The following is an 18089-nucleotide window of genomic DNA, read 5'->3' on the forward strand; positions in this document are numbered from 1 at the left end:
CGACCGATGAAGAAACACCACGCCGGTTCCGTCGGCCATGACGGCCGACGGCCTACGCAAAAACGACACGGATGAATTTGCAAAACGACTTGACTTCAAACGCATCATAGAAGGGTGGGTAGAGCGCAGCGAAACCCACCATGCGCCCCACTCAAACCCTACCGCTCCAACGCATCCGGCGTCACCTTCACGTCCACCGACTTGCCATCCCTTAGCACCCGCGCCGCAACCGTCGTGCCCGGCTTGGTACCACCCACCAGCCGCGCCAGATCCGCCGTCTGCTGCACCGGCTGACCGTTGTACTCCACCACCACATCGCCCGGCTGGATACCCGCCTTGGCCGCCGGCCCGCCGCGCTGCACTGCCGCCACCAGCGCACCCTCGGCATTCTTCAGGCCCAGCGAGGATGCAATGTCCTGCGTCAGTTCCTGCAACTGCACGCCGATGCGCCCGCGGATGACCTTGCCCGATTCCTTGAGCTGGTCCGAGATGCCCATCGCGATGTCGATCGGGATGGCGAAGGAGATGCCCATGTAGCCGCCGGTCTGGCTGTAGATCTGGGAATTGATGCCGATCACCTCGCCCGCGGTGGAGAACAGCGGGCCGCCGGAATTGCCGGGGTTGACGGCGACATCGGTCTGGATGAAGGGTACGTAGCTGCCATTGGGCAGCAGGCGGCCCTTGGCGCTCACCACGCCGACCGTGACGCTGCTCTCGAAGCCGAAGGGCGCGCCGATGGCCGCCACCCATTCGCCGGCTTCCACCGATGCCGGGTTGCCGATCTTCACCGCCGGCAGGTCCTTCGCATCGATCTTGATCAGGGCCACGTCGGTGTAGACGTCGGCGCCGATCACCTTCGCGCGGAACTGGCGCTTGTCGGTCAGCTTCACCGTCACCACGTCGGTCTGGTCGATGACGTGGGCGTTGGTAAGGATGTAGCCGTCATTGCTGATGATGAAGCCCGAGCCGAGGCTGCTCTGCGGCGCTTCGCCCATGTCCGGCGCGCCGCCGAAGCGGCGGAAGAATTCGAACAGCGGATCGCCCTGCCGCATCGCGTTGCCGTTGGCCTGCCGCATGGCGCTGATGTTCACCACCGCCGGCCCCTGCTGCTTGACGAGATTGACGAAGCTGGGAAGCTGGACGCCGCTGCCAGTGACCGGCGGCGCGGCGGCAGGCGCCTGCGCCTGCTTTTCCGCGCGTGGCGGCGGCACGTCATCCTGCTTGGGAGAGCAGGCCGCCAGCAGCAAGGCGAGCGTGACTCCGATTCCCTTGTTCAACATGTTCACCTCGCTGGTTGCGTCGTGGAACGAACATCCTCGGCTGGTCGCCGTGGGTTTCGCTGCGCTCTACCCACCCTACGATTCTTTATGCGGCTGGCTACTCCACCTTGACCTTCACCTTGTGCGGCATGCCGGGGTCGGCCTTGGGCAGTTCGACGCGCAGCACGCCGTTGCGGTAGCTCGCCGAAGCCTGGTCGGCCACCACCGGGACCGGCAGCGGCAGGATGCGTTCGAAGGCGCCGTAGGCGCATTGCAGCACGCGGTAGCGCCCCTCCACTTCCTCGCGCTCGAAGCGCTTCTCGCCATGCACCACGAGACGGTTGTCGAGCACCTCGATATCGATGTCGTTCTTGTCCACGCCGGGCAGCTCGATGCTCACCACCACGCGCTTGTTGTCCTCGAACAGGTTGGCGCCCAGCATCGCCCAGGTGCCGGACGGAATGTAGAACATGTCGTCCACCGCGGCCTTGTCCGGCACGTTGGTCTGCGCGCTCGGGCGGAAGGAGGTCAGCGCGCTCGACGCGGCCTGGCGCATGTGCTGCCAGCCGCCGGACATCGAATCCATCAGGGACGAAAGGCCTTGCTTGAGTTCATCCAGGTTCATGGTTCACCTCGCTCGTTTCACGGACTGCTGCGACTTACTCCGTTCAGACAGGCGGGCAGGATGGCAGGTTCACGCCGTCTTTCTCGGTCGCACCGGTTTCTTGTCTGCGCGCATGGCTGCCGCCGTCAGACCCGCTACGATGTCCCGACCATCGCACTCTTCTTCGCTCATGGCCCGTCCTGTCCTCCTCGTTGCCGCAGTGCTGCTGGCCGCGTGCGCCGGCCCGCGACCGCATGCGTATTCCGACGCGGCGAACGCACAGGAACGCAAGGCTTACGTTACCTGCGCGGTGACGCGCGCCTTCCTGCATGCAGACCAGGAGGCGGCGCCGGAAGAGGTGGCGCACGATGCGATGCGCCAGTGCGGCCGCGAACGCGAGGCGGTGATGCGCAAGCTGGTCGAGGAGAATGCGGACAAGCCGTTCGGCATGTCCTTCGTCGCCTCCTACATGGATGCGCTGCACGCGTCCATGCGCGAGCATATCGCGCTGCGCCTGTCGCAAGCCCGCGCGCGCGGCCACGGAAAGCACGGCGTCGGTACCTGAGGCGGCCGCGAGGGACTATGATGTCTCCATGTCCCTCCGCCTCCTCGCCGTCTTCTTCCTGCTCCTGTGCCAGGCATGCACCCACCTTACCCCGGGCGCCGGCGCGCATGTGTTCCAGTTCGAGGATGGCGGCAGCGCGCGTTATTTCGTCCTCGACAAGCGCCCGGCCCGGGACGCCCCGCCGTCCACCTTCCTGTTCATGATTCCCGGCTCGGACTGCGGCAGCATGCTCGGCGTGTTGCCCGGTTACTTTGAAGGGCTGACCGGCGGGCCGGGCGGAATGCGCATCTTCATCCTGCACAAACGCTTCACCGGCGCCGACGCGAACGGCGAATGCAGCGCCGACTTCGTCCGTGCCGACCATCCGCAACGCTGGCTCGCCGACCAGGAGGCATTCATTCGCACCGAACTCGCCGCCGCCCGCGACGGCGGCCACGCGCCGGCGCGTGTCGTCATCGCCGGCAGTTCGGAAGGCGCGGAGATCGCGCCGCTGCTGGCGCGGCGTATCCCGGGCGTGACCCACGTCGTGCTGCTGGCGAACGGCGGCATGGACCCGGCCGACGCTTTCCGCCTCCAGATGCAGCGGGAGGGCACGCCGCACGCGCCGGCAGAGCTCGAACGCCAGTGCCGCGCCGGCACCGCCGACACCATCGTGTTCGGCCGCACCTGCCGTTACTGGCGGGAACTGCAAGCCATCCGCCACACCGACAACCTGCTGGCGCTCGACATACCGGTGTTCATCGCGATGGGCGAGGCCGACGAGATGGTGCCGGTGGAATCGGCCCTGTACATCCGCGACCGCTTCGCCGCGCTGGGCAAGACCAACCTGCGGTTGCTGATCCTGCCCGGCGCGGGCCACGACTTCCGGCGCGAGGCCGGCAGCGTCCTCCCATATCTATGGGAGCGCATCGACGAGTGGCTGCAAAAATAGTTACTTTGCTGCAAGGATACTTCTTGTAACAAATCGGGCTTCGCTGCGATACTTGTCGCCGCATGGCTGTTGCCGCCTGGCACTGCCATGAAAACAAAACCAACAAACGGAAACAAGAATGCGCCCCATCCTCCTGCCCCTGGCGGCCGTGCTGGTCCTGACCGCATGCGCCGGCGTTCCCACCCACGACAGCAAACTCGCCACTTCGCTGGCGGCCACCACCCGCGGCGACATCGATGAAGCCATCCGCACGCTGGATGCGCAGATCGCCGCCGGCGCCGACAAGAACGACCTGCTCCTGAACCTGGAGAAGGGCGAACTGCTGCGCATTGGCACGCGTTACAAGGACAGCCTCGATGCCCTGGAGATCGCCGACCGCAAGGTGAAGCAGTGGGAAGAGACCGCGAAGACCGCGCCGGACCAGCTGATGAACCAGATCGGCGCGGTGTTCATGGGCGACAGCGCGCGCACCTACGAAGGCCAGGATTACGAAAAGGTGATGCTGACCACGCGCATGGCGATGAACCGCATCAATCTCGGCGACCTCGACACCGCCCGGGTGGACATCAAGCGCACGCACGAGCGCGAAGCCATCATCGCCGAATTCCGCGCGCAGGAAACCGCGAAGGCGGAAGAAGAAGCGAAGGAAAAGGGCGTCGCGGTCGATTCCCGCGAACTGAACGGCTATCCGATCGAAACGCTGAAGGACCCGGAAGTCCTCAAGCTGAAGAACGGTTACCAGAACGCGCTCAGCCATTACCTCGCCGGCTTCGTGTACGAAGCGCTGAACGAACCCGGCCTCGCCGCCCCCGGCTACCGTAAGGCGATCGAGCTGCGTCCGGACCTGCCGGTGCTGGAAGAAGGCTTGCGCGGCCTCGACCAGCGCACCGGTTTCGGCCGCCCGAAGCACATGACCGACGTGCTGTTCATTGTCGAATCCGGCAATGCGCCGGCGCGCCAGTCGAAGAAGATCCTGTTTCCCGTGCCGACGAGGAACGGCCTGATCACGGTGTCGTTCTCCTTCCCGGTCATCTATCCGAACCAGGAGGCGATGGAACTGGCGCAGCTCAACCTCGGCCCGCTGTCCATGCCGGCCGCGCTGGTCACCGACTTCAACGTGATGGCGCGCCGCGCGCTGCAGGACGAGCTGCCCGGCATCCAGGCGCGCGCCGCGGTGCGCGCGGTGGCCAAGGGCCTGGTGCAGGACCAGATGAACAAGAAGCTCGGCCCCTGGGGCGGCCTGATCGGCAACATCGTCACCGCCGCCACCGAAGGCGAGGCCGACGACCGCATGTGGCGCGGCCTGCCGGAACGCGTGTTCATCGCGCGCGGCTTCGTCGCCCCCGGCGAATACGACCTGCGCCTGCCGGGCCAGCCCGACAGCAACCGCAAGCTGGCCGTGGACGGCCGTTACATGGTGGTGCCGGTGCGCGTGTTCCGCAACAAGACTTACTTCGGCGAGCCGGTGAAGATCGGCACGCTGCCGCCGGCGGCGATGCCCGTCGTCGAAGAAGCCCCGAAACCCATTCCCGCGCCCAAGCGCCCGACCAAGCCTGCCAAGCCTGCCAAGGCGGCCGCGAAAAACAAGACCTGATTCCCATCCATAGACCTGACGACATCATGATGACTCTTCCCTTCAAACGAATCGTCCTGTGCGCCGGCCTCGCCTGCGCTGCCGCCGCCGCACAGGCGCAACAGGATGCACCGCCCGCCGCATCGCCCGGCATCGCCGCCAAGCTGCTGGTGCGCGGCGAACTGCAAGGCCTGCAGACCGTGGACCTGCGCTCCCAGCGCCGCAACGACATGCTGGTGGTGCAGGCGGAAATCATGAACATGGACACGCGCGACCTGCGCCTGTACTACCGCTTCCGCTGGCTGGACGCCGGCGGCATGCAGGTGGGCGACGGCGAGGTGTGGAAGCCGCTGGTCTTCCTCGGCAAGCAGAGCCAGTTCATCAAGGGCACCGCCTACGGGCCGCAGGCCACCGACTTCCGGATCGAGATGAGCGCCGAGCCACGCTAACTGCCGATCCCGCTGACAACTTTCATCGAGCACACAACATGCACAAGAAATCCCTCTCTTCCCTCGCCGTGATCGGCGCCGTCATCGGCAGCACCCTCCTGCTGGCCGGCTGCCCGACCACGCTGTCGCAGCCCACCGTCCGTTACTCGAGTTACTCCCGTCAGACCGTCAATTACGGCGACGCCAAGGCGGTGGAAACCGTTACCAACGAATTCGGCTCCACCGACCTGCAGATGATCGCGGAAAAGATGATCGGCTCGCTGCTGGAAGACCCGCTGCTGGCCAACCGCCCGACCATGACCCTGTCCGTGGTGCGCAACAAGACCAGCGAGTACATCGACACCAAGGCGATCATGAACAGCATCCAGACCGCACTGGTGAAAAGCCGCAAGGTGCGCTTCACCCGCAGCGCCGACGAGATGCAGGCCGGCGTCGATGAATTGCAGCGCCAGAACCAGAGCGGCCTGTACAAGACCCAGGGCAAGGCAAAGATGGGCAACATGACCGCGGCCAAGTATTCGCTGGAAGGCGAGATCGTTTCCATCGTGAAGCAGAATGCGAACACCAAGGATGTCTTCTACAAGATGACGCTGAAGATGTACGACGTGGAAGAAGGCACCATCGAGTGGCAGGACGAGAAGGAAATCCGCAAGACCTCCACGCGTTGATCGCGCTGATCCCTGCAACCATTCACAAGAGAACGACATGCCGACTTTTATCAAGACCCTGCATGCTGCGGCGACGCTCCTGCTGGCCGCATCGGCCGCCGCCTTTGCGCAGCCGAAGATCGCCGTCACCGACCTGACCTATGAAGAAAAAGTCAGCGACTACTTCCGCGTGGTCGCGGCCCACAGCAAGGGCAGCGTCAACGCCAGCAGCAGCGAACGCGAAGGCCCGAACACGTATTCGGCGCGCGAGCGCGTGAGCGCCAAGCACGAAAGCAGTTACTTCGAGGCCGAGGGCACTTACACCTGGATCGACCGCGGCGAGCTGCGCAACTACACCGCGGACCTGAAGGGCGCGATGCTCAAGGGCGGCGGCGTGCGCCTGGTGCAGGCCAAGCCCTACGCCGGTCCGCCGACCGAGAAGATCTACGACATCATCGACCGCATCAAGAAGGGCTACTACCCCGGCGCGGAGTATGTGCTGTTCGGCACGGTGAGCAACATCGCCTTCCGCCAGGAGACCATGCAGCTGCCGGGCACCACGTCCTTTACCGGCGTGCTCAGCCTCGACCTCGTGGCCGACTTCAGCCTGATCAACACCAAGACCTATGAAGTGAAAGCCGCCTTCAGCGCCAGCGGCGCGGGCCAGGACACCAAGATCGTGTCGCGCCCCGGCGACCGCGTGGTGTTCAACCGCGGCAAGGTGATCTCCGAAACCTCGAAGAGCCTGGCGGACGCGGCCTATGCCGAGCTGATGGTGCAGTTCGGCCTGCCGCGCGCCGGATCCGCTGCAACGGCTGCACGCGTGCCGGTGGCCGCGCCGCCGGCCGAAGTCCAGCGCAATGAACCGGTGACCGTCTACAAGTAAATCAGCGCTTGCCGCAAGACGCCCGTCCGGTACCCGCCGGGCGGGCGTTTTTCATTCTCGCGAGGAACAAAAGCGGCCGGCACTGCTTCACACCAATGCATTTGATCTTGCACAACCGCATCCTTGATTTACAACTATTGCCCCTCCCTCCCGCCGTGCTCTGCTTTCATTCGGCGCAATCGTGCGCCATCCCTTACAGACACCAAGGAGAGACTAGATGCGAGGCATCCCAGCAAGATTGCTCACGACAATAACAATCGCATTGCCACTGATGTCCGCCTATGCCGCAAACGGCGGGAATGAAGGCGGATTCGACAAGACGACCCGTGGCACCGAGTATGGCCAGATCGACGGGGCCGTCGATCGCGACAGCAAGACCCTGTCATGGAAGGGCATTCCCTACGCCAAGCCGCCGGTCGGCGAGCTGCGCTGGCGCGCGCCGCAGGACCCGGTCAAATGGAACAACGTGCGCAGCACGAAGGCCTTCGGCAACGCCTGCTCGCAGTACGGACGCATCTACGGCCCGGGCGCCAACAACCGTTACGATGAAACGATTGCCACCACGCTCAACCAGGCGGTGGGCCATGAAGACTGCCTGTACCTGAACATCTGGCGCCCGGCCAACAACGGCAAGAAGCTGCCGGTCATCGTGTTCTTCCACGGCGGCAGCAACGTGTCCGGCTATACCGCGGACCCGATGTACGACGGCGCCAATCTCGCGCAGCGCGCCAACGCGGTGGTGGTGACGGTCAATTTCCGTCTCGGCATCCTCGGCTTCATCAACCTGCCGCAGCTCAAATCGGGCACCGATGCCGATACCCAGTCCGGCAACTTCGCCATCCTCGACAGCATCAAGTCCCTGGAATTCATCCAGCGCAACATCGAAAACTTCGGCGGCGACCCGAACAAGGTAACCATCATGGGCGAATCGGCCGGCGCGATCAATGTCTACGCGCTGCTGACCTCCCCCAAGCTGGCCAATGCGAACAAGAAGCTGTTCCATGGCGTGGTGCCGCTCTCCGGCGGCCTGTCGCTGGCGTCGAACCTGCCACCGGGCACCATCCCCACCATGTCGCCCGCCGCGACCTATGCCCTGCAGGGCACGGCATTGCTGCACCAGCTGCTGATCGCTGACGGCAAGGCCACCGATACGGCATCCGCGCAAGCCTATGTCGCCAGCCAGACGGAACAGCAGATTGCTGCCTACCTGCGCTCGAAGACCCCTGCGCAACTGTTCACCGTACTGCTGACGCGCCTCGCGCTGCAGGGTCTGGCGGGATCCGGCCCAATCCCGGATGGCACGGTGGTATCGGAGAATCCGGTGAACGCCATTCTTGCGCACCAGTACGTGAAAGTGCCGGTCCTGGCCGGCAATACGCGTGACGAAGGCAAGCTGTTCCCCAGCTTCCTGCCGCTGGTCGGCGGCAGCGGCAACGCGCGCGCGGTGACCGACGCACAGCTGTTCATGAACCACTTCAACTACCGGCCGAACGACCCGCCGCAAACCGCCATCGAGCAGTGGATCGCACCGTCCTACCTGCCGGCCGATGCACCGGTTACCGGCTTCACCGCGCGCGCCGAGCAGTTCAACCGCGTGTTCTTCCTCGCCAGCCGCGACAATATCCTCAACGCGCTGAAGTCGAAGCAGCCGGATGTCTGGTACTACCGCTTCGACTGGGATGAGCAGCCGGCCCCGTGGAACGTGATCTATGGCGCGGCCCACCTGTTCGACCTGCCCTTCGTGTTCGGCAACTTCACGCCGTCGCTCATGGCCAACATCATGAACACTACCGCCAACCAGCAGGGACGCCTGCAGTTGTCGGATGCCATGATGCGCAGCATCGGCGCCTTCGCCAAGCACGGCGATCCGAACAATGACGCTATCGGTGTGCACTGGCCGACGTGGCCGACGGGCCTGGTCTTCGATGCGACGCAGACGCAGAAGGCGATCAGCGTGCAGAACATCGAGCCGGCGATCAAGTAGGGCGTGGTGTAGGGTGAAGCAAGACGTCATCCCGGCGCTCGCCGGGATGACCCGAGTTTCGTCAGTGACGGCGAGTGCGGCGGCGCACGCGCCGCACGAGGTAGACCACCAGCGCCGCCAATGCTCCCCATCCCAGCCATGAACCGATGCCGCGCTGCGGCGCCTGTTCGGGCTGCGCTTCGCTCGTGCCGGCAGCCGATGTGCCGGTGCCGCTGCCGCCCTCGCTGCGATTGGCGGTGTCGGTATCGCGATCGCCCAGCATGGAACCCAGGCCGAGGCCGAGCAGGGCGCCGCCGAGGAAGCCGCCCCACGGACTGCTCGCCTGGCGCGGGATAGCGCGTTCCGGCGCGTTGGGCGGAAGTTCTTGCCGTGCCGCATTCGGCGCTGCGCCTGATTGGGGCGGAGGCGCCGGCTGGGGACGCGCGGCCGGCGGCGGCGTTGCCGGGCGGGAGCGGGCGACGGAAGAAGTTTGGCGGCCGACCGAACGGCCGCCTCCGGTGCGCTTGGCGAAGGACTCCGGCACGGCGACCGTCAATGCGACGAGCAGCAACAGGATTTTCGCGAGAGTGGTGGAATGCATGGCAGGATTCCGTGTGGATGCATATGGTTGGAGTCCGGACGCCGGGAAGAGGTTCTATCGGACGCTCGATCGCTTCCGTACAGCAAGGCCTCATGACGTCGCGGAACATTACGCGGTTTTGGCGTTCCTATCTTGGCAACCGGTCTCCCCTTTCCTTCACGCGGCTCCGCGGCTGCATATCCCGGATGCCGCAACCAGCATGCCGCCCTACATCCAGTACAAGGAAATTTCCGAGCGCGCCGCGCGGCTTTGCGAAGTGCCCGCCGCCTTGCTGGGCTTCATCAACGAGCACCAGCAGTGGTTCCGCTCGACCTTCGGCGAGGCCCTCACCGACCAGAAGGGCAGCAGCTGCTTCTGTGTACAGGCGGTGTGCGGCACCGATCTCTATATCGTTGAGGATGCCAGCGCCGATCCGCTGTTCCGCGATGACCCGCTGGTGCGCGACAAAGGCATCCGCTTCTATGCCGGCATGCCGCTCGTCTCGCGCAGCGGCTTCCCGCTCGGCACGCTTGCCGTGTTCGACCATGTGCCGCGCAGGCTCTCCCACGTGCAGGCCGAAGCCCTGCGCATTCTGGCCGCGCAAGTCCTGATGGAAATCGAACTGGAACGGCAATCGCGTACGGTCGAGGCGCTGGAGACGGGGCAACGCTGCCTGGCGGAAGCATTGAAGGAGCGTACCCGCCACCTGGAATCGGCACAGCGTCTCAATGACATGGGCAGCTGGGAAATCGGGCTGCGCGGCAGGCAGTTGCGCTGCTCGGACGAGATGTACCGCATCTTCGGGCTGGAACGCACGCAGGCCGGCGAAGACATCAATGCGTTCATGCAATTGATCCATGCCGAAGACAGGCAGCAGGTCGTCCTTGCGCTGGAGCACGCGATGAAGGACAGGAGCGCGCTCGATACCGAATTCCGCGTCAGCCGGGCGGACGGCAGCGAGCGCTTCGTGCACATGCGGGCGGAACTCGGCGCCAATCCCGCCGGCGAAGCCTCGCTTTCCGGAACGGTGCAGGACATCACCGAAAAGCGGCAGGCGGCCGAGCACCTGCGCTTGCTGGAAACCAGCGTCGCCCACCTCAACGACATGGTCATGATCACGGACGCCATGACGGAGAAACCGGGACCGCGCATCGTCTTCGTCAACGCCGCCTTCGAGAAGCACACGGGTTACCGCCGGGAAGAAGTGATCGGCCAGTCGCCGCGCATGCTGCAGGGCCCGCAGACCGACCGCGCGCAGCTCGAGCGCGTGCACGATGCCATGCGCCGCCGCCAGCCGGTCTGCGTCGAAGTTCTCAACTACCGCAAGGACGGTGAGGCGTTCTGGGTCGAGATCGACATCGTCCCGGTGTCCGATACCCGCGGCACCGTCACGCATTTCGTGGCGGTCCAGCGCAACATCACCGACCGCAAGCAGCGCACCCTCGAACTGGAAAAAACTACCCGCGCGCTGCAAATGCTCAAGCGATGCAACGAAGCCCTGATGCGTGCCGAAGACCAGGCCGAGCTGCTGCACCGGATCTGCGTGCTCGCAGTGGAAAGCGACGGCTACCAGCTGGCCTGGGTCGGCCTCGTGCGCGACGATGAGCGCAAGACCATCCGCCCCGTTGCGCATGCCGGCAAGCTGCGCGACCCGAGGCGGGCGGGCTCGGCCGAGATCAGCTGGTCGCCCGATTCGGAATTCGGCCGCGGGCCGATCGGCCGGGCGGTGCGCGAGCGCAAGCCGGTGCTGGTCGAGGACATCCGCCAGGACCCGAGCATGGCGCCGTGGCAGGAATGGGCCGACAGCGAAGGCTTCCGCAGCATCATCGCGCTGCCGCTCATGATCCGGGACACCACCTTCGGCGTGCTGGTCCTGTACGACTGCAGTGCGCGCTCCTTCTCGCAGGACGAAATCCGGCTGATGCAAGACCTTGCCAGCGACGTCTCGTTCGGCATCGAGCACCTGCGCGCCCAGCAGCGGCAGCGCCGGCTGGAAGCCGCGATCGTGAAAGTCGCCACCAGCGTCTCGGCCAGTACCGGCAATGCATTCTTCGAACAGCTGGCGTGCAACATGACCGATGCGGTGCGCGCCCAGGCCGGCTTCATCGCCCGCATCATTCCCGGCGAGCCGCTCAAGTGCCGCACCATCGTGGCGGTGGTCGACGGCAAGCTGGTCGACAATTTCGAATACGTCATCAAGGGCACGCCTTGCGAACATCTGCTCACCGAGAGCAGCTGCGTCGTGCTCGACAAGGTGGCCGAGCGTTTCCCGGAATCGCCGCCGCTGAAAGAACTCGGGGCGCGCGCCTACGTGGGCAGCCGCCTCACCGATGCCTCCGGCCAGCTCATGGGACTGCTGTTCGTCCTGTTCCGCACGCCGCTCAAGCAGGTGGACCTGGTGAATTCCACCTTCCGCATCTTCGCCGCGCGCGCGGCCAGCGAGCTGGAACGGCAGGAAGCCGACCAGCGCATCCGCGACCAGGCTTCCCTGCTCGACAAGGCACAGGACGCGATCATCGTGTGCGATACCACGCACCGCATCACCTTCTGGAACAAGAGCGCGGAGCGGCTGTACGGATGGACCGCGGAGGAAGTGCTGCAGCGCCGGAACCAGGAACTGCTGTATGACGACCCCGACATCTTGCGGCTGCCGATGGAGGCGGTGCTGCGCGACGGCGAGTGGACCGGCGAAATGCACCACCGCCGCAAGGATGGCAGCCCTCTCATCGTCGAAGCGCGCTGGACGCGCATTTCCGGCGACGACGGCAGCGTGCAATCGATCCTCGCCATCCATACCGACATCACCATGCGCAAGGCGGCCGAGGAAAAGGTGCAGCAGCTTGCCTTCTACGACCAGCTCACCCGCCTGCCCAACCGCTCCTCGCTGCTGGACCGGCTGCAGCACGCGATCGGCGCCTGCGCGCGCCACCGCAAGCTCGGCGCGCTCATGCTCATCGACCTCGACAACTTCAAGACGCTCAACGACACCCTCGGTCACGACAAGGGCGACATGCTCCTGCAACAGGTGGCCTCGCGCCTGCTCCCTTGCGTGCGGCAGACCGACACGGTGGCACGCCTGGGCGGCGATGAATTCGTGGCCCTGCTCGAAGACCTGAGCAGCAATCCCGCGGAAGCCGCGATGCAGGCCGAACACACCGCGGAAAAGATCCTCGGCGCGCTGAACCAGCCCTACCGCCTGGAAGCCTACGAACACATCAGCACCCCGAGCATCGGCGTGGCGCTGTTCCGCGGCGGCGGCGACACCGTGGACGAAGTCCTCAAGCGCGCCGACCTGGCCATGTACCAGGCCAAGGGCGCCGGCCGCAACACCATCCGCTTCTTCGACCCGGTCATGCAGGCAGCCGTGAAACACCGTCTCGGGCTGGAAGCCGACCTGCGCCACGCGGCGCGCAGCAACGAGTTCGTCCTGTACTACCAGGCCCAGGTGGACCGTGACGGCATCCAGACCGGCGCCGAGGCGCTGGTGCGCTGGGAGCAGCCGAACCGCGGCGTCGTGTCGCCGGCCGAATTCATCCCGCTGGCCGAAGAAACCGGCATCATCCTCCGTCTCGGGGCATGGGTACTGGAATCGGCCTGCTCAACCCTGGCCGAATGGCAGGCCGAACCGCAGACCGCCCACATGACCATGTCGGTCAATGTGAGTGCGCGCCAGTTCCGGCACCCCGACTTCGTCGAACAGGTGTTCGATGTGCTCGACCGCACCGGCGCCGACCCGCGCAAGCTCAAGCTCGAACTCACCGAAAGCCTGCTGGTGGACGACATCGAAACCATCATCGAAAAAATGACGCGGCTCAAGGACAGGGGCGTCGGCTTCTCGCTCGACGATTTCGGCACCGGCTACTCGTCGCTGTCCTACCTGAAACGCTTTCCGCTCGACCAGCTCAAGATCGATCGCTCCTTCGTGCGCGACGTTCTGGTCGACCCCAACGACGCCGCCATCGCCCGGACCATCGTTGCGCTCGGCAAAAGCCTCGGCCTGACCGTGATCGCCGAGGGCGTGGAGACCGAAGCGCAACGGAATTTCCTCGCCGAGCACGGCTGCGAGGGATACCAGGGCTACCTGTTCAGCCAGCCGGTGCCCGCGGGCGCTTTCATCTCGCATGTGCGCGCACTGGGAACGGTGGTGCACTGAGATGCGGGAGGCGTGCACCCGGGTTTTCCCGTCCATCCATTGCGCTGCCGCAGGCAGCACGCGGAAAACAGCCAACGTCCTGCCGCACGAGGTGTCGAACGCTCTCGCCCGGCGCAAATGTTGCGCCGGAACTCCACGGCCTCGGACCTTCACATGACAAGCAAGAACATCACCGTCGGCGCCGCTTCCAGGCTGAAATTGGCATTGGGCGACCTGGCTTTCCTCAAGCGCAACCTCGGCCTGCTCTTGTTCTGGCCGCTCAAGTTCATCCTCCTCGCCCTGATCGGCTGGCATCTGCTGGACATCCACCTGGAACAGGAAAGAGCCGATGCCGAAAGCGCCGCGCTGCAAAAGGCGGAAACCCTGAGCCGCGCCTACGCACAGCATCTGTACCGGGCGCTGGAGGCAGTGGACCAGCTCACCCTGTACGTGAAGGGCGGCTGGGAACTCGGCGGATCGAATTTCAAATTGGAAAAAATGGCTGGCGAGGGCCTGTTCACCGAACAGACCGGATTCTACGTCAGCATCATCGACGCCAACGGCAACCTGCGCACCAGCACCATCCCCGAAGCGCGCCGCGTCAACATTGCCACCGAGCCGTACTTCCAGGTCCACGTGCACCAGCCGGACCACTTCTACGTCGGCACGGCGCGCCTGGGCAATTTCTCGCAGACGCCGGTCGTCCCCTTCTCGCGGCGGCTGCAGGATGCAAGCGGCCGCTTCGACGGCATTGTCCTGGTCTCCGTTGCGCCCGACTATTTCACGTCAGGCTACGACAAAGTCGCCCTCAAGGAATTCGGCTTCCTCGGCATCCTCAGCGCGGACAAGGTGATGCGCCTGGCGCGCATCGGCGATGACGTATTCCTGCCGCACACACAGCGCACCGCGCTGCTGCGCGAGCTGCCCTTGCACGAGCCGGCGGGAAGCGCCATCCTGGGAAGCAAGGACTGGTTCACCGACAAGCGTGCCCGCTATGTCGGCTGGGCAGCGACGCCGGGCTACAAGATGATCACGGTCAGCGGCCTCGACCGCGACAGCGAACTGGCGCCATACCGGGAAGAACGGCGGGCGGCGCTCAGGCAGGGAATCGCCGCCACCATCCTGCTCGGCGTCATCACCCTGGTCGCCATGCTCGCCTCCCTGCATATCGCGTGGCGGCGGCAGCAGCTCCAGACGATGCAGGCCACTTACCGCCGTGCCACCGAAGTCGGCAACGACGGCTTCATGATCGCCCGCGCCCTGTACGACCCGAGGGGTAACGTGGATGACTTTGAAATCGTCGACTGCAACGAGCGCGGCGCGAACCTGCTGCGCTACCGCCGCGAAGAGCTGGTCGGACAGAAGATTTCCTGGATGTACGAGGGCGTCGCCGCCGAGCGCACCATGCGCATGCTGTGCCGGGCGATGAAACACCGCTTCTACGAAGGCGAAACCGAAACCGCCACCATGGGCATTGAAGGCGTGCCGCGCTGGCTGCACATTCGCATCTCGCGCCCGAACGAAGACCTTGCCATCACCCTGCGCGACATCACCGAGCTCAAGTCGCACGTGGCCGAACTCGAACGCCGCGGCAACGAAGACGCCCTCACCGGCCTGCCCAACCGGCACTGGCTCAACGCCTTCCTGCCCAAGGCCGTCGAGCAGGCCGCCGCCAACCGGCGCATGCTGGCGCTGCTGTTCATCGACCTCGACGGCTTCAAGGCCGTCAACGACACCATGGGGCACAACGCGGGCGACGAAATCCTGCGCAACGCCGCGCAGCGCCTGCGCGATGCGACGCGGCCGCAAGACTACGTGGTGCGTATCGGCGGCGACGAATTCCTGGTCATCCTCGAACGCATCGGCCACGCCTTCGACGCCGCCCAGGTCGCCGACCGCGTGCTCGACGCCTTCGGCAACGCCTTCAGGGTCAACCAGGGCGTGCGCACCGTCGGCGCATCCATCGGCATCAGCCTCTACCCGATCGACGGCGCCGACGCCAACACTCTGCTCAACAACGCCGACATCGCGATGTACTCCGTCAAGTCCGACGGCAAAGGCGCCTACCGCTTCTTCGACCCGCGCTTCTCCGAAGCCATCCGCCAGCGCCACCGCATGGAAGCCGAACTCCAGCACGCGCTCGACCACGACCAGTTCGTGATGTACTACCAGCCGCGCGTCGACGTCTCCACAGGCATTACCTCCAGCATGGAAGCGCTGGTGCGCTGGGCGCATCCGGAGCGCGGCATCGTCGGCCCCAACGAATTCATCCCACTGGCCGAAGAAACCGGCCTCATCATCCGGCTTGGCGAACAAGTGATCGAAAAGGTGTTCGCCCAGGTCGCCGCCTGGGCGGCGCGTGGGCAGGAACTGGTGCCGGTATCCATCAACGTCTCGGCGCGGCAGTTCCGCGAATCCAATGTCGCCAACACGCTCGCCTCCTGCCTCGCGCGCTACCGCGTCAACCCCGACCTGATCGAGATCGAACTCACCGAATCATCGATGATCGACGAAGGGCACAACGTGATCGAAACCCTGCAGGCGATACAGGCGATGGGCATCAAGCTGTCGGTCGACGATTTCGGCACCGGCTACTCCTCGCTGTCGCAACTGCAGCGGCTCGACTTCGACGTGATCAAGGTAGACCGCGCGTTCACCACCGAGCTCGACAAACCCAAGGAAGGCGTCGCCCTCATCACCGCCATCATCACCATGGCCCACGCGCTCGGCATGCGGGTCGTCGCCGAGGGCGTGGAAACGATCGAACAGATCGTCACGCTCAAGCAATTGCGCTGCGACGAGGTGCAGGGGTATTACATCTCCAAACCGCTGCCGCCGTCGGACACGCAGCCGATACTGCCAAGGTGGTTTTTCCCGTCCACGACCTGAGGCTCAGAAGCGCTCCACCGCGAACGGCGCAAAGCGCTCCGAGGCCATCCTCCCCGCGGCGGCGTCCGCAATCCAGCGCCCCGTATTCACCGACCCGGTCACGCCGAGATGGCCGTGGCCGAACGCGCACCACAGGCCGGGATGGGTGCGCACCGGCCCCAGCACCGGCAGCGAATCGGGCAGGCAGGGCCGGTGGCCCATCCACATCGAGGGCGCATCCAGTTCCAGTCCCGGCAATCCTTTTACCGCCGCATCGCCCAGCGCCGCTGCACGGCGCGGCGTCGGCGGCATCTTCAGTCCGCCGAACTCCACTGTCCCCGAAATGCGCAGGCCATGCTCCATCGGCGCGGCGAACACCTTGCGGTCGGCGAACACGATGGGTCTGCCGATCGACAGGTTGGGCGAGGACAGGTGCAGGTGATAGCCTCGCTGGCTTTCCAGCGGCACGCGCAGGCCGAGCGGACGCAACAGCGGCGCAGACCATGCGCCGGCCGCCAGCACCACCTGCGACGCCTGGTAGCCGCGCTGCGCGCCCTGCACCCGCCAGCCGCCGGCCTCGCGCGACAAGCCCTGCACGCGGTCGCGCACGAACACCACGCCGCGCTGACGGGCTGCTTCCGCGATCGCCTGTGCATAGGCGAACGGATGCGTGACCGCGCCTTGTTCGGGCATGAACATCGCCACCGTGTAATCGCTGCTCACTGCCGGCTCCAGTGCACGGATTGCCGCTGCATCCAGTCGTTCGCAGCGCACGCCGTGACGTTCGCGCAGGCGCCACGAGCCCGCGTCCTTTTCCAGTGCGGCAGCGTTGCGGTACAGGTGCAACTGCCCGGTCTGCACCACGCGCTGCGGGCAGCCGATTTCTCGTGCCAGCGCGCGGTGATTGTCCAGTGCGCCGGCGAACAGGTCGGTCAACGCGGACGCAATCTCCTCCACTCTCTGCGGCGTTGCGGATGCGACGAAGCGCTGCAGCCATGGCGCTGCACGCAGCCAGTAATGCGGCGGGACGTAGAGCGGGCTGTCGGCTTCGAGCAGCATCTTTGCCGCATTTTTCAGCACGCCGGGCATGGCCAGCGGGGCGACGGAGCCGGTGGAAATTGCGCCGGCATTGCCGAAGGAGCATTGGGAGCCGGGGTCTTCGGGATCGATGACCTGGACGGCGAAGCCTTCCTTCCGGAGCGAGTAGGCGACGCACAGGCCGACGATGCCGGCGCCGATGATGGTGATGGGGTGGGTTGCGGTGTTCATTGGAAAAACGAGGTCATGAGGGGCAACAGCCTAACGGAAAACATGGAAGCTCACACTCAGCCCGCCACATCCCGGAACCCGCGCAATACATGCGCGACATTCACACCGATCTCCTCCACCGCATACCCGCCCTCCATCACGAACAGCGTCGGCAAGCCCAGCCGCGCGAGCTGCGCGCCGAGGCGCAGGTACTCTGGTGTGTCGAGCCGGAATTTCGAGATCGGATCGCCGGCGTAGGTGTCGACGCCGAGTGAGATCACCAGCGCATCCGGCGCGTAGGCCGCGATGCGCTTGCAGGCCGCGTCGAGTGCCGCGAACCACTGCTCGTTGCTGCTGCCCGCCGCCAGCGGATAGTTCTGGTTG

General features: G+C 65.4%; 13 protein-coding genes and 1 pseudogene. 9 read left to right on the forward strand and 5 right to left on the reverse strand.

The genetic code is table 11. The features are described from left to right. Positions 1–158: 158 nt before the first annotated feature. Together VFF99_RS08700 and VFF99_RS08705 are read right to left on the reverse strand one after the other, a co-directional pair. A complete protein-coding gene (locus tag VFF99_RS08700; RefSeq protein ID WP_325016940.1) occupies positions 159–1280 on the reverse strand; it encodes a Do family serine endopeptidase in 1122 nt (373 codons plus the stop codon). Between the two features lie 97 nt (positions 1281–1377). After that, positions 1378–1884, reverse strand: coding sequence for an Hsp20/alpha crystallin family protein (locus VFF99_RS08705; RefSeq protein WP_325016942.1), 507 nt, complete (start codon positions 1882–1884; stop codon positions 1378–1380). 169 nt (positions 1885–2053) lie between these two features. Between VFF99_RS08705 and VFF99_RS08710 the strand changes: the two genes are divergently transcribed. The 7 genes from VFF99_RS08710 (at position 2054) to VFF99_RS08740 (ending at position 8898) form a co-directional block, all read left to right on the forward strand. After that, on the forward strand, positions 2054–2428 hold the full coding sequence (locus VFF99_RS08710; RefSeq protein ID WP_325016944.1) for a hypothetical protein: 375 nt from the start codon (positions 2054–2056) through the stop codon (positions 2426–2428). Positions 2429–2456: 28 nt separating this feature from the next. Further along, positions 2457–3359: an alpha/beta hydrolase gene (locus VFF99_RS08715; protein WP_325016946.1), complete on the forward strand. Its 903-nt coding sequence runs from the start codon at positions 2457–2459 to the stop codon at positions 3357–3359. Positions 3360–3477: 118 nt separating this feature from the next. Next, a complete protein-coding gene (locus VFF99_RS08720; RefSeq protein ID WP_325016948.1) occupies positions 3478–4953 on the forward strand; it encodes a hypothetical protein in 1476 nt (491 codons plus the stop codon). Between the two features lie 26 nt (positions 4954–4979). After that, positions 4980–5381: a YcfL family protein gene (locus VFF99_RS08725; RefSeq protein ID WP_325016950.1), complete on the forward strand. Its 402-nt coding sequence runs from the start codon at positions 4980–4982 to the stop codon at positions 5379–5381. Positions 5382–5419: 38 nt separating this feature from the next. Continuing rightward, entirely contained in the window at positions 5420–6049 is a 630-nt protein-coding gene (lpoB, locus tag VFF99_RS08730; protein WP_325016952.1) for a penicillin-binding protein activator LpoB, read from the forward strand. Positions 6050–6086: 37 nt separating this feature from the next. Then, positions 6087–6914: a hypothetical protein gene (locus VFF99_RS08735; protein WP_325016954.1), complete on the forward strand. Its 828-nt coding sequence runs from the start codon at positions 6087–6089 to the stop codon at positions 6912–6914. A 217-nt stretch (positions 6915–7131) separates the two neighbouring features. Further along, positions 7132–8898: a carboxylesterase/lipase family protein gene (locus VFF99_RS08740; protein ID WP_325016956.1), complete on the forward strand. Its 1767-nt coding sequence runs from the start codon at positions 7132–7134 to the stop codon at positions 8896–8898. A gap of 61 nt (positions 8899–8959) precedes the next feature. Here VFF99_RS08740 and VFF99_RS08745 read toward each other — a convergent pair whose 3' ends face one another. After that, complete coding sequence (locus VFF99_RS08745; RefSeq protein ID WP_325016958.1) at positions 8960–9478, reverse strand: hypothetical protein; 519 nt, start codon at positions 9476–9478, stop codon at positions 8960–8962. Between the two features lie 199 nt (positions 9479–9677). Here VFF99_RS08745 and VFF99_RS08750 point away from each other — a divergent pair, with 199 nt between their 5' ends. Together VFF99_RS08750 and VFF99_RS08755 are read left to right on the forward strand one after the other, a co-directional pair. Further along, a complete protein-coding gene (locus VFF99_RS08750) occupies positions 9678–13610 on the forward strand; it encodes an EAL domain-containing protein (protein ID WP_325016959.1) in 3933 nt (1310 codons plus the stop codon). A 153-nt stretch (positions 13611–13763) separates the two neighbouring features. Further along, complete coding sequence (locus VFF99_RS08755) at positions 13764–16478, forward strand: bifunctional diguanylate cyclase/phosphodiesterase (RefSeq protein ID WP_325016961.1); 2715 nt, start codon at positions 13764–13766, stop codon at positions 16476–16478. A 3-nt stretch (positions 16479–16481) separates the two neighbouring features. Here VFF99_RS08755 and VFF99_RS08760 read toward each other — a convergent pair whose 3' ends face one another. Together VFF99_RS08760 and VFF99_RS08765 are read right to left on the reverse strand one after the other, a co-directional pair. Then, on the reverse strand, positions 16482–17726 hold the full coding sequence (locus VFF99_RS08760) for an NAD(P)/FAD-dependent oxidoreductase (protein ID WP_325016963.1): 1245 nt from the start codon (positions 17724–17726) through the stop codon (positions 16482–16484). Between the two features lie 56 nt (positions 17727–17782). Then, positions 17783–18089: pseudogene (locus VFF99_RS08765) on the reverse strand (histone deacetylase family protein); the annotation flags it as partial.

This window comes from Noviherbaspirillum sp. (genome assembly GCF_035654295.1).
GTDB lineage: Bacteria > Pseudomonadota > Gammaproteobacteria > Burkholderiales > Burkholderiaceae_D > Noviherbaspirillum.

Coding starts and splice junctions, on each gene's coding strand:
- VFF99_RS08700 (WP_325016940.1), bottom strand. CDS start 1,280: ATGTTGAACAAGGGAATCGGAGTCACGCTCGCCTTGCTGCTGGCGGCC.
- VFF99_RS08705 (WP_325016942.1), bottom strand. CDS start 1,884: ATGAACCTGGATGAACTCAAGCAAGGCCTTTCGTCCCTGATGGATTCG.
- VFF99_RS08710 (WP_325016944.1), top strand. CDS start 2,054: ATGGCCCGTCCTGTCCTCCTCGTTGCCGCAGTGCTGCTGGCCGCGTGC.
- VFF99_RS08715 (WP_325016946.1), top strand. CDS start 2,457: ATGTCCCTCCGCCTCCTCGCCGTCTTCTTCCTGCTCCTGTGCCAGGCA.
- VFF99_RS08720 (WP_325016948.1), top strand. CDS start 3,478: ATGCGCCCCATCCTCCTGCCCCTGGCGGCCGTGCTGGTCCTGACCGCA.
- VFF99_RS08725 (WP_325016950.1), top strand. CDS start 4,980: ATGATGACTCTTCCCTTCAAACGAATCGTCCTGTGCGCCGGCCTCGCC.
- lpoB (WP_325016952.1), top strand. CDS start 5,420: ATGCACAAGAAATCCCTCTCTTCCCTCGCCGTGATCGGCGCCGTCATC.
- VFF99_RS08735 (WP_325016954.1), top strand. CDS start 6,087: ATGCCGACTTTTATCAAGACCCTGCATGCTGCGGCGACGCTCCTGCTG.
- VFF99_RS08740 (WP_325016956.1), top strand. CDS start 7,132: ATGCGAGGCATCCCAGCAAGATTGCTCACGACAATAACAATCGCATTG.
- VFF99_RS08745 (WP_325016958.1), bottom strand. CDS start 9,478: ATGCATTCCACCACTCTCGCGAAAATCCTGTTGCTGCTCGTCGCATTG.
- VFF99_RS08750 (WP_325016959.1), top strand. CDS start 9,678: ATGCCGCCCTACATCCAGTACAAGGAAATTTCCGAGCGCGCCGCGCGG.
- VFF99_RS08755 (WP_325016961.1), top strand. CDS start 13,764: ATGACAAGCAAGAACATCACCGTCGGCGCCGCTTCCAGGCTGAAATTG.
- VFF99_RS08760 (WP_325016963.1), bottom strand. CDS start 17,726: ATGAACACCGCAACCCACCCCATCACCATCATCGGCGCCGGCATCGTC.